The organism is Pseudomonas sp. VEM90 (assembly GCF_054611535.1).
The window spans coordinates 1-12,055 of record NZ_JBTRAR010000044.1; the positions used below are offsets into that span (position 1 = coordinate 1).

Below are 12,055 nucleotides of genomic sequence, written 5' to 3' on the forward strand. Positions count from 1 at the left end.
ATGCATCGCCGATGGTAGTGTGGGGTTTCCCCATGTGAGAGTAGGTCATCGTCAAGATTCATTTCGCAAAACCCCTATCTGCGCATGCAGGTAGGGGTTTTGTCTTTATGGGCCAAAAAATCTGGCCCTGCTCGAATCCAGCGGGCACGCCCGCTCCCGCGGCCTGATGGCATTCGGCCGTTTCATGTACGCATGATATCGTTCCCCTCTCAGCCATCAGCGCCTCCAGAGACCTTCCGATGCTCAACACCGCCCATCTCCACCCTGGCTTCATGATCGTCCACGGCAACCGCCTCGACGACCTGCGTAGCCTGGTAGTGAGCTGGATGCGTCGCTACCCGCTGGCGCCTCTGGAAAACGAAATTGCCCTGGTGCAAAGCAATGGTATCGCCCAATGGCTCAAGCTGGCCCTGGCTGAAGATCCGCAGGAAGACGACCTGGGCGGCTGCGGCATCGCCGCTGCAATCGATGTGCAACTGCCCGGTAGCTTTATGTGGCAGCTGTACCGCAGCGTGCTTGGCCGTAGCGAAATTCCCGAAGTGTCCCTGCTCGACAAGGCACCACTGACCTGGCGTCTGATGCGCCTGTTGCCAGCGCTCATCGAGCGCCCGCACTTCGAGCCACTGCGGCGCTTCCTCACCGACGACAGTGACTTGCGCAAGCGCTACCAGCTGGCCGAGCGCCTGGCCGACCTGTTCGACCAGTACCAGGTCTACCGCGCCGATTGGCTCAAGGACTGGGCCACCGGCGAGCATGTCATCAACACGGCCCGCGGCGAGCGCAAAGTCCTGCCGCCAGGCAACCGCTGGCAAGCCGAGTTGTGGCGAGCATTGCTGGAGGATGTTGGCGAGCAAGGCATGGCACAGAGCCGCGCCGGAGTACACCAACGCTTCATCGAGCGCATCAACAGCCTGGAGCAGGCGCCTGCCGGGCTGCCACCGAGGGTGATCGTGTTCGGTATCTCTTCGCTGCCGGCCCAGGCCCTGGAAGCGCTGGCAGGCCTTTCGCGTTTCAGTCAGGTCCTGTTATGCGTACACAACCCATGCCGCCACCACTGGGCCGATATCGTCGCCGACAAGGACCTGTTGCGCCACCAGTACAAACGCCAGCAACGCAAGCAAGGCATGCCCTTGCAACTGGACGACCAGACACTTCACCAGCATGCCCATCCGTTGCTGGCAGCCTGGGGTAAACAAGGCCGCGACTACATCAACCTGCTCGACAGCTATGACGACCCGGGCAGCTACCAGGGCGTGTTCAGCGACGGCCGCATCGACCTGTTCAGCGATGGTTCACCCACCACGCTGCTCAACGAACTGCAGGACGACATTCTGGAGTTGCGCCCGCTCGCCGAGAGCCGTGAACTGTGGCCGCCAGTGGACACCACAAAAGACCGCTCGATCCGCTTCCATATCGCGCACAGCCCGCAACGTGAAGTGGAGATCCTCCACGACCAGCTGTTGGCCCGCTTCAGCGCCGACCCTACTTTGCGCCCGCGCGACGTGATCGTCATGCTGCCGGACATCGACACTTACGCGCCACATATCCGCGCCGTCTTTGGCCAGTTGCAGCGCAACGACCCGCGCTACATCCCGTTCACCCTGACAGACCAGGGCCAGCGTGGTCGCGAGCCTTTGCTGATCGCGCTTGAGCACCTGCTCAAACTGCCTGACAGCCGCTTCGCGGTCAGCGAAGTGCTCGACTTGCTGGACGTGCCGGCAGTCCGCGCCCGCTTCGGCATTCGCGAAAACGACCTGCCCACGCTGCACCGCTGGATCGAGGGCGCTGGCATCCGTTGGGGCATTGACGCCGAGCAGCGGGCGAGCCTTGGTTTGCCCGCCGGGCTTGAACAGAACAGTTGGCGTTTCGGCCTGCGCCGCATGCTGTTGGGTTATGCCGTGGGGGTAGGCGAGGCCTGTGATGGCATTGAACCCTACGATGAAATCGGTGGCCTGGACGCGGCACTGATCGGCCCGCTGGTCGCGTTGCTCGATGCGCTCGAAGTCGCCTGCCAGGCCTTGTCCGAGCCTGCTACCGTCAGCCAGTGGGGCGAGCGACTGCATGCTTTGCTGAACGTGTTCTTCCTCGCCGAGGACGAGGGTGATGAATTCCTGTTGATGCAACTGCAGGATTTGCGCGATAGCTGGCTTGAGGTATGCGAGACCGTCGGCCTGCACGACCCGCTACCGCTTACCGTGGTACGTGAAGCCTGGCTGTCGGGCCTCGATCAGGGCAAGCTGTCGCAACGTTTCCTCGCCGGCTCGGTCAACTTCTGCACACTCATGCCCATGCGCGCGATCCCTTTCAGGGTGGTCTGCCTGCTGGGCATGAACGATGGCGACTACCCGCGTGCGCAGCAACCGCTGGACTTCGACCTGATGGCCAGCGACTACCGCCCCGGTGACCGCTCACGCCGCGAAGACGACCGTTACCTGCTGCTTGAAGCGCTACTGTCTGCACGTGACCAACTGTATGTCAGCTGGGTGGGGCGCAGTATCCGCGACAACAGCGAACGCCCGGCCTCGGTGCTGATCGGCCAGTTGCGCGATCACATCGCTGCCGGCTGGCATTTGGCCGACGCGCAGCAGGGGCAGCCAGTGAAACCGGGCGAGCAACTGTTGCACGCACTGACCCAGGAACACCCGCTGCAGCCGTTCAGCCCTCGGTACTTCCAGAAGGACAGTCCTCTGTTCAGCTATGCCCATGAATGGCAGGTGCTGCACCAGCAGGGTGAGGCAGACGAGCAGAGCGAGCCGGGCCTGCCGCCTTATCAGGACGCTGAAGCCCTCAGTCTGCACCAGCTGAATGATTTCTTGCGCCACCCGGTCCGGCACTTCTTCAGCCAGCGCTTGAAGGTGTACTTTGAGGCGCTGGAAGCGCCGACCCCGGACGAAGAGCCCTTCGTCCTCGATACCCTGCAACGCTACAGCGCCAGTGAAAGCCTGCTTGGCGCCGCCTTGGCCGCACCGGACCACGCCGAACAGGCCTTGCGCGCCCAGGCCCGACGCCTGCAGGCCTGCGGTTTACTGCCGCTAGCCGGTTTCGGCGAACTGCTGCAGAACGAGTTGATCGAACCGCTGCCGGATCTGCTGCAACGTCACCAGCAATTGCTGCAACGCTGGCCACAGCTGGTCGAGGGCGCTTTGCCGGTGCATTTCGAGCACGGTCAGCATCGACTTGAGGGCTGGCTGGGCCGGGTGTTCCAGGCGGAAGATCAGAGCCTTCTCAGCATCACCACAGTACCCAACACCATCAGTGCCGGGCGCAACAACCTCAAGTGGCACCGCCTCATTGCGCCCTGGGTTACGCACCTGGCGGCCTGTGCAGCGGGCTACCCCTATAACAGTGCATTGGTAGCCAGTGACCTGACCCTGTTGCTTGCACCGCTGCCGCAAGCGCTGGCCGCGCAACTGCTGGGCGACCTGTTGGTGGCCCGTCAGGCGGCAATGAATGCGCCGTTGCCAGTCGCGGCCAAGACCGCATTCGCCTGGTTGGCCCAGGACGATGCCGATAAAGCAATGGCCGCAGCAGCTCGCGCCTACGAAGGCGACGAACGCACCAGCTTTGGCGAGCGAAGTGAAAGCATTGCCCTGGCCCGCCAGTTCCGGGACTTTGCAGCACTCACCGCTGACGAGACGTTTGAAGGCTGGTGCGAAACCTTGTACCGCCCGTTGTTCACCGCCCCTTGGCAGACCTTGGGCAACCCGGAGAAAGGCGCATGACCCAGGACCGTCCTCTGGCACTGAGTTTCCCTCTGCACGGTAGCCAGCTGATCGAGGCCAGCGCTGGCACGGGCAAGACCTTCACCATTTCGGCGCTGTACCTGCGCCTGATCCTCGGTCACGGTGGCGAGCAGGGCTTCGAGCGCGAGCTGCTGCCACCGCAGATCCTCGTGGTGACCTTCACCGACGCCGCCACCAAAGAGCTGCGCGAGCGCATCCGCGCCCGCCTGGCTGAAGCCGCACGGTTCTTCCGTGGTGAGCTGGAAGGCGCTGATCCGCTGTTGCACCAACTGCGTGACGATTATCCGCAAGAGACTTGGCCGCGCTGCGCCGGCCGGTTGGAAATCGCCGTGCAGTGGATGGACGAGGCTGCGGTATCGACCATCCATGGCTGGTGCCAGCGCATGCTGCGCGAGCATGCCTTCGACAGCGGCAGCCTGTTCACCCAGACCCTGGAAACCGACCACAGCGAGTTGTTGGGCCAGGTCATGCGCGATTACTGGCGGCGCTTCTGCTATGGGATGCAAGGTGACCCACTGGCCTGGGTGCGCAGCAACTGGGGGAGCCCCGACGCCTTGCTGCCGCGCATTCGCCCGCTGTTCGGCCGTGTGCGCGCCCAGCAGGATGGGCCAGAGCCCGCCGCATTGATCCAGGCGTCGCTGCAGCAACGTGGCGCGCAGTTGGCCCGGATCAAGGCGCCATGGGCGCAGTGGGCCGAGGAGCTGCGGCAAATCTGCCGCGATGCGCTGGCTGCCAAGCAGGTCGACGGCCGCAAGATGCAAGCCCGTTACTTCGAGCCCTGGTTCGACAAGCTCTGCGCTTGGGCCAGTGATGAGCAACTGGTAGAGCTCGACTTGGGCACCGGCTTTACCCGGCTGACCCCGGCGGGCATGGCCGAGGCATGGAAGGGAGAGCCTCCCGAGCACCCAGCCCTCAACGCCATGCAGCACTTGCAGCAACAACTGCAGGCCCTGGACAGCCCGGATGCACCGCTGCTCGAGCACGCGGCCAGTTGGGTATCGGCGCGTTTCGAAGTGGAGAAGCGCCGGCGTGCAGAAATGGGCTTCGACGACATGCTCGTGCGCTTGCAGCAGGCGCTCGCCAGCGAGGCCGGCGAGCGCCTGGCCAGCCTGATCCGTGAGCAGTTCCCGGTAGCGCTGATCGACGAATTCCAGGACACCGACCCGGTTCAGTACGGTATTTTCGAGCGCATTTACCAGATCAGCGAGAATCGCGCAGAAATCGGCCTGTTCATGATCGGCGACCCCAAGCAGGCGATCTACGCCTTCCGGGGTGCCGACATCTACACCTACCTTGCCGCGCGACGTGCCACCAGCGGCCGCCTGCACAGCCTGGACACCAACTACCGCTCCAGCAAAGCCATGGTGGCGGCGGTCAACCAGGTGTTCCTGCAGGCCGAGGCGCGTGAAGCGGGGCGGGGTGCATTCCTGTTCCGCGAGGCCGATGACAACCCGCTGCCATTCATCGAGGTGCGCGCCAAGGGGCGGGGCGAACAGCTGCTGATTGACGGTGAAGTCAGTGCAGCCCTGCAATGTTGGCAGTTGGAAAGTGAAGAGCCAGTCTCCAGCAGCGTTTACCGCCAGCAACTGGCCGCCAGTTGCGCCAGCCATATTGTTGCCTTGCTCAATGGCGGCCAGCAGGGCACGGCGGGTTTCCAGAATGCCGAAGGCGAATTGCGCGCCTGCTTGCCCTCGGACATCGCCATCCTGGTGCGCGATGGCCATGAGGCGCAGATGGTCCGCGCCGAACTGGCCGCTCGCGAGGTGCGCAGTGTGTACCTGTCCGACAAGGACTCGGTGTTTGCCGCCCAGGAAGCCCACGACCTGCTGGTCTGGCTCAAGGCCTGCGCCGAGCCTGACTCGGAGCGCCTGCTCAAGGCTGCTCTGGCCAGCCTGACACTGGGCCTGTCGCTGGCCGCGCTGGACCGGCTTAACCAGGACGAGCGGGTATGGGAGAGCTGGGTGATGCGTTTTCGTCTTTACCGCGACACCTGGCAGCGCCAGGGGGTGTTGCCGATGTTGCGCCACCTGCTGCATGACTTCCAGCTACCGCGCACGCTGATCCGCCGCAGTGATGGCGAGCGGGTGCTGACCAACCTGCTGCACCTGGCCGAGCTGCTGCAGCAGGCTGCTGGCGAACTGGACGGCGAACAGGCGCTTATCCGCCACCTGGCCGAGCACCTGGCCAGTTCCGGGCAGGCCGGTGAAGAGCAGATCCTGCGCCTGGAGAGCGACGAACAGTTGGTCAAGGTGGTGACCATCCACAAATCCAAGGGCCTGGAATATCCCTTGGTCTACCTGCCATTCATCTGCACCAGCAAACCGGTGGATGGCAGCCGTCTGCCGCTGGCGTGGCATGACAGCGAAGGTAACGCCCATGTCACCCTTACACCTGACAAGGAGCAGATCGAGCGCGCTGACGACGAGCGCCTGGCCGAAGACCTGCGCCTGCTCTACGTGGCCCTGACTCGCGCCCAGCATGCTTGCTGGCTGGGTGTCGCCGACCTCAAGCGCGGTAATCAGAAGAGCTCGCAGCTGCACCGCTCGGCTTTTGGCTACCTGCTGGGGGGCGGCCTTGCCTTGGCTGGCTCGGCGCAACTGACGGACTGGTTGCAGGCTTTGGCGGCAGGTTGCCCGCACATCACTTGCCCAGGCTTGCCACAGGCGCACGAGCAGATGTATCGCATGCCACACGCCGAACGTGAACTGCTGCCAGCACGCAGGCCACGTCGTGCGGCTGCCGAGCACTGGTGGATCGCTTCCTACAGTGCCCTTCGTGTCGGTGATCAGACCCTCGGCGCCGACAGCTCGCAGGCCCAGCAACTGCTGGATGACGAGGTGGCCGATGCCCAGATGTTGCGTGAAGTCCCTGCCGACAGCGGCGATATACATCGCTTCCCGCGGGGGCCTAACCCCGGCACCTTCCTCCATGGTTTGCTGGAGTGGGCGGGCCGGGAGGGCTTCAGCGAGGTCAGCGGCAACCCTCAGCTGATCGAGCGCACCGTTGGCCAGCGCTGCAACCGTCGTGACTGGGCCGGCTGGATCCCCACCCTAAGCCACTGGATGCAACGTTTGCTGGGCGAGGCGTTGCCGCTGCCGGGCGGCGACCAGAGCGTAACCCTGGGCCAGCTGCGTCATTACCAGATTGAAATGGAGTTCTGGTTCGCCAGCCACCGGGTCGACGCAGAACAACTCGATCGCCTGGTGGCACGCCACACCCATCCCGGTCTGGCACGCCCGGCTGCGCAGCCGACCGTGCTCAACGGCATGTTCAAAGGGTTCATCGACCTGGCGTTTGAGCTGGACGGGCGTTACTACGTGACCGACTACAAGTCCAACTGGTTGGGTGCGGATATCCAGGCCTACGATGCCATGGCCATGGAAAAAGCGATTCTTGAGCATCGCTACGACCTGCAGTATGTGCTGTACCTGCTGGCCCTGCACCGCCAGTTGCGCGCGCGTCTGGCGGACTACGATTACGACCGTGATGTAGGCGGTGCCCTGTTCATCTTCCTGCGCGGTGCCAGCAGCAGCGGCCACGGCGTGTACCACGCCAAGCCACCGCGTGAGCTGATCGAAAGCCTCGATGCGCTGTTCCGTGGCGAGCACGCGCCGGTACAGCAGGACCTGTTTGCCGGAGTTGCGCCATGAGCCGAAGCCTTGTCGACCTGTTGCCCACCCCGTTGCACGCAGAGCACCTGCTGGCGCTGGCACCACAGCACAACAGCGCTGACCTGCTGCAATTGCTCGACCGCTGGGTTGAGCGGGGCTGGCTACGAGCCCTGGACCGCGCATTCGTGTCGTTCCTGGAAGAGCGCGCCCCTGGCGGTGATCCCTTGCTATTGCTGGCGGCAGCGCTGGCCAGCCACCAGCTGGGGCACGGGCATGTCTGCCTCGATCTGCAACAAACCTTGGCCGAGCCAGATTTCGCCCTGTCGTTGCCGCCGGAAGGTGACGCCCTGATCGGCCCTTTGCTACTGCCATCGCAACTGCTGGCCAACCTTGACTTGAATGCCTGGCTTCAGCGCATCAGCGCCAGTCCGCTGGTGGCCGCAGGTGATAGGCCTGACCAGCAAGCGCGGCCACTGGTACGCAGTGGCGAGCGCCTTTACCTGCGCCGTTACTGGAGTTACGAACGGCGTATCGACCATGCCTTGCGCCAGCGCCTGAGTCAGGCCGAAGCACCGCTTGCAGACCTGCCAGAGCGCCTGGCGCAACTGTTCGAGGGCGGCGCGCCAGCTGGCCAGGTGGACTGGCAGAAGCTCGCCTGTGCCTTGGCCACCCGTGCCGGTTTCAGCATCATCACTGGCGGCCCCGGTACTGGCAAGACGACCACCGTGGTGCGCCTGCTGGCGTTGCTGCAGGCACCGGCAGTGGAGCAGGGCAGGCCACTGCGCATCCGTCTGGCTGCACCGACCGGCAAGGCCGCTGCGCGCCTGACCGAATCCATTGGCCAGCAAGTCGAGCGCCTGCAAGTCAGCGCCGAAGTACGCGGGCAAATCCCTACTGAAGTCAGCACCGTGCATCGCCTGCTCGGCAGCCGCCCGGGCTCGCGGCACTTCCGCCATCATGCTGGCAACCCCTTGCCGTTGGATGTGCTGGTGGTCGACGAGGCGTCGATGATCGACCTGGAAATGATGGCTAACCTGCTCGATGCCTTGCCGCCGCGGGCGCGTCTGGTGCTGCTGGGCGACAAGGACCAATTGGCCTCGGTCGAGGCCGGCGCGGTGCTGGGTGACCTGTGCCGGGATGCTGAGGAGGGCTTTTACTCACCGGCGACTGCAGCGTGGCTTCAGCAGGTCAGTGGCGAGTCGCTGGCCGGCAGTGGCCTCAAGGCCGGCGATGAGCAGCGTCACCCGCTGGCCCAGCAGGTGGTGATGCTGCGGTTTTCACGGCGTTTCGGTGAAGGCAGCGGAATTGGCCAGCTGGCCAGACTGGTCAATCGTCAGGATGCTCACGCGGCGCGCAACCTGCTGGCCACGCCGCCTGCCGACGTGCACAGCCTGTCGCTCAAGCACGAGCAGGATCGTGCTTTCGACCGCTTGTTACTCGACGGCCTGAACCGCGGGGCCGATGGCCCGCAAGGCTACCGCAGCTACCTGCGCACCCTTGGCCGTTACCGGCCGGCACTTGATACCGGCTTTGACGACCCCGGCTGGGAGCAATGGGCGGGCAAGGTGTTGCGCAGTTTCGAAGACTTCCAGTTGCTATGCGCGGTGCGCCGGGGCGCCTGGGGGGTTGATGGCCTGAATGAACGGGTGGCGCGGGTGCTGCACAATGCCGGTCTGATCGACAGCCAGCAGCCTTGGTACGAAGGGCGCCCGGTGCTGGTGACCCGCAACGACTACGGCCTGGGTCTGATGAACGGTGACATCGGCATTGCCCTGCGCCTGCCGGATGAGCATGGCCAGCCGCTGCTGCGTGTGGCCTTCCCGCGCAACGATGGCAGTGGTGGTGTGCGGTTCGTTCTGCCGAGCCGGCTCAACGAAGTGGAAACGGTATTCGCCATGACCGTGCACAAGTCCCAGGGCTCGGAGTTCAGCCACACTGCCCTGGTGCTACCGGATGCGCTCAACCCGGTGCTGACCAAGGAACTGGTGTACACCGGCATCACTCGGGCCAAGCACTGCTTCAGCCTGGTTGAGCCACGCCAAGGCATCTTCGAAGAAGCGGTGGCGCGCAAAGTACGGCGTATTTCCGGGTTGATGCTCGAACAGGTCTAGGGCCATGAAACCCATTACACGTGGCCGCATGCTCATACAATAAAGCGGCCATGTGCTATCGTTGCGCCGATATCGGAAGGGGCTTAAAGGGATTTCCCACATGAACGTGGCCGCAAGGCGAGTGACAAGCTGTGCGCTTTCGCTATTGCTGGCCGTCCTGTTCCTTTCTGCAGGCGCTGCCCAGGCAGACCCCGGTACAACTGCCGCCCAGGCACAGCAACGCGCCAAGGCTGTCACCCAGGTAGTACTGGGTATCTTCAGTTACGCGCGCTGGCCCGTCGAACCCTCCCCCTTGCGTCTGTGCCTGGTCGGCCCGACCGAGTACGCCGACGACCTCATCAAGGGCCATGTCCAGGAGTCTGGCCACCCGCTGCAGGTGCGGCGCCTGCTGGCAGAAGACACCCAGGTCGCCCAAGCCTGCGATGCCATCTACATCGGCAAGCTTGACCAGGGCCAGCGCGATCGGCTGTTCCAGCGTATCGGCGGCCGCCCGGTGCTGAGCATCAGCGAGGCGGATGACCCATGCACGGTCGGCAGCCTGTTCTGCCTGCGGGTCAGCGACCAGCAGGTGGCCTTTGAGGTCAATCTCGACTCGGTGGCACGCTCTGGCGTGCGCATTCACCCTAGCGTGCTGCAATTGTCGCGGCGCCGGGCGGGGCAGCCATGAAGCAGCCCCGCAAGCGTACCGTGCGCCCGACCCTGCGCTCGGTGCTGGGCCGTGGCCACCTTAGCGTCGCCTTGCTTGCCGTTGGCCTGGCGGGTATTTCCCTCACGCTGCTGGGCGTGCTCGCCCTGCGTGTCTATGCCAACCATAACCTGCAGTTGATCGCCCGCTCGATCAACTACACCGTAGAGGCGGCGGTGGTGTTCGATGACAGCGCCGCCGCCAATGAATCGCTGGCGTTGATTGCCAGTACCGAAGAAGTGGCCGAGGCCAAGGTCTTCAACAACGAGGGCGAGCAACTGGCGCACTGGCAACGCGACAATACCGGCATGCTCGCGCAGCTGGAGGTGCAGGTTGCCACTGCCTTGCTGGAAGAGCCGGTCATTCTGCCTATCGTGCACCAGAACCAGCAGGTGGGGCACATCGAGCTGGCAGGCCAGGGCAGGAGCCTGTTGCTGTTCCTGCTCAGCGGCTTGGCCGGGATCCTGTTCTGCACGGTCCTCAGCGCTTTGGCTGCCCAGTATCTGTCGCGGCGCCTGCTCAGCGATATCACCCGCCCGCTGCGGGGCCTGGCCAGTGTCGCTCATGCCGCCCGCCGTGAGCGCAGCTTCGACCGGCGCGTGCCAGAAGCGCCGATTGCCGAGCTCAACGAGCTGGGTAACGACTTCAATGCGCTGCTGGATGAACTGGAGGTGTGGCATAGCCACCTGCAGAGCGAAAACCAGACCCTGGCCCACCAGGCCAGCCATGACAGCCTGACTGGCTTGCCCAACCGCGTCTTCTTTGAAGGGCGCCTGAGCCGCAGCGTGCGAAATGCGGCGCGCCAGCAGGACCACCTGGCAGTGCTGTTCCTCGACAGCGACCACTTCAAGCAGATCAACGACACCCTCGGCCACGCCGTGGGTGACGAGGTGTTGATCAGCGTGGCCGAACGTGTGCGCGCCCAGCTGCGCGAGCAAGACCTGGTGGCGCGCCTGGGGGGCGACGAGTTTGCCGTGCTGTTGACGCCTTTGCATTCGCGCAATGACGCCGAACACATTGCCGAGAAGATCGTCGCCAGCATGAAGCTGCCGGTGCAACTGGACAGTGGCCGCAGTATCTCCACCTCGCTGAGTGTCGGTATTGCCTATTACCCGGATGACGGCGCTGACCCCGCCAGTCTTCTCAATGCCGCCGATGCGGCAATGTACCAGGCCAAGCGCAAACGCCGTGGCCATTGGCAAGTGGCGCAGACGGAACGGTCCGCCAACGAAATCAGCAACAGGAGTTGAACCCGTGATGCAAGCTTTACGATTCCCGCTTTGGGCCTTGTTGTTCGCCCTGCTGGCGCTGACGGGGTGCCAGAGCGCACCCCAAAAGGGCCTTACCCCAGAACAGATTGCCGTGCTAAAGCGCGAAGGTTTCACCCCGACCGATGAAGGTTGGGCCTACGACTTGTCTGGCAAAGTGCTGTTTGGCAGCGATCTGGACAGCCTCAACGGCCAGAGCCAGGCGATTGTCGAGCGCATCGGCAAGGCGCTGCTCGGCGTTGGTATCCAGGGCGTGCGGGTGGACGGGCATGCCGACTCGTCGGGCAAGGCGGCATACAACCAGCAGCTTTCCGAGCGCCGCGCGCAAAGCGTGACCAAGGCACTGGTGGGGATTGGCATGCAGGCGCAGAACATTCAGAGCCGTGGCCTGGGCAGCAGCCAGCCGGTGGCGGACAACCGCACCAGCGCCGGGCGTACCGAGAACCGTCGGGTGTCCATCGTGGTAGCGTCCTACTGATCGTCGCCGCACGGGCAGTCACAATCTCCAGTGGGAGCGGGCGTGCCCGCGAAGCAGGCAACGCGGTGTCTGGCACCGGCTTCGCCGGTGTTCGCGGGCAAGCCCGCTCCCACTGGGGATATGTGACTGATGGGCCTGCGCATTTCCAAAGACAAGCAC

General features: G+C 64.2%; 6 protein-coding genes. All 6 read left to right on the top strand.

Annotation, left to right across the window (positions count from 1 at the left end):
* Nucleotides 1-239: 239 nt before the first annotated feature.
* The 6 genes from recC (at nt 240) to ACYCCG_RS25715 (ending at nt 11,896) form a co-directional block, all read left to right on the top strand.
* Nucleotides 240-3,722 (top strand): exodeoxyribonuclease V subunit gamma, encoded by a 3,483-nt coding sequence (gene recC, locus ACYCCG_RS25690; RefSeq protein WP_459672261.1) that lies wholly within the window; start codon nt 240-242, stop codon nt 3,720-3,722.
* A complete protein-coding gene (gene recB / locus ACYCCG_RS25695; protein WP_459672263.1) occupies nt 3,719-7,393 on the top strand; it encodes an exodeoxyribonuclease V subunit beta in 3,675 nt (1,224 codons plus the stop codon). The genes recC and recB overlap by 4 nt, the downstream gene beginning before the upstream one ends.
* Nucleotides 7,390-9,465, top strand: coding sequence for an exodeoxyribonuclease V subunit alpha (recD, locus tag ACYCCG_RS25700; RefSeq protein WP_459672265.1), 2,076 nt, complete (start codon nt 7,390-7,392; stop codon nt 9,463-9,465). The genes recB and recD overlap by 4 nt, the downstream gene beginning before the upstream one ends.
* 100 nt (nt 9,466-9,565) lie before the next feature.
* Nucleotides 9,566-10,132 carry a YfiR family protein gene (locus ACYCCG_RS25705; RefSeq protein ID WP_252461529.1) on the top strand — a complete coding sequence of 189 codons (567 nt, stop codon included), beginning with the start codon at nt 9,566-9,568 and terminating at the stop codon, nt 10,130-10,132.
* On the top strand, nt 10,129-11,400 hold the full coding sequence (locus ACYCCG_RS25710; protein WP_459672267.1) for a diguanylate cyclase domain-containing protein: 1,272 nt from the start codon (nt 10,129-10,131) through the stop codon (nt 11,398-11,400). Before ACYCCG_RS25705 ends, ACYCCG_RS25710 begins: the two co-directional genes overlap by 4 nt.
* Before the next feature lie 4 nt (nt 11,401-11,404).
* On the top strand, nt 11,405-11,896 hold the full coding sequence (locus ACYCCG_RS25715) for an OmpA family protein (RefSeq protein WP_339444711.1): 492 nt from the start codon (nt 11,405-11,407) through the stop codon (nt 11,894-11,896).
* Nucleotides 11,897-12,055 lie beyond the last annotated feature (159 nt).

What these genes read in the sequence shown, in the direction of transcription:
- recC (WP_459672261.1), top strand. Translation starts at nt 240, where the DNA reads ATGCTCAACACCGCCCATCTCCACCCTGGCTTCATGATCGTCCACGGC.
- recD (WP_459672265.1), top strand. Translation starts at nt 7,390, where the DNA reads ATGAGCCGAAGCCTTGTCGACCTGTTGCCCACCCCGTTGCACGCAGAG.
- ACYCCG_RS25705 (WP_252461529.1), top strand. Translation starts at nt 9,566, where the DNA reads ATGAACGTGGCCGCAAGGCGAGTGACAAGCTGTGCGCTTTCGCTATTG.
- recB (WP_459672263.1), top strand. Translation starts at nt 3,719, where the DNA reads ATGACCCAGGACCGTCCTCTGGCACTGAGTTTCCCTCTGCACGGTAGC.
- ACYCCG_RS25710 (WP_459672267.1), top strand. Translation starts at nt 10,129, where the DNA reads ATGAAGCAGCCCCGCAAGCGTACCGTGCGCCCGACCCTGCGCTCGGTG.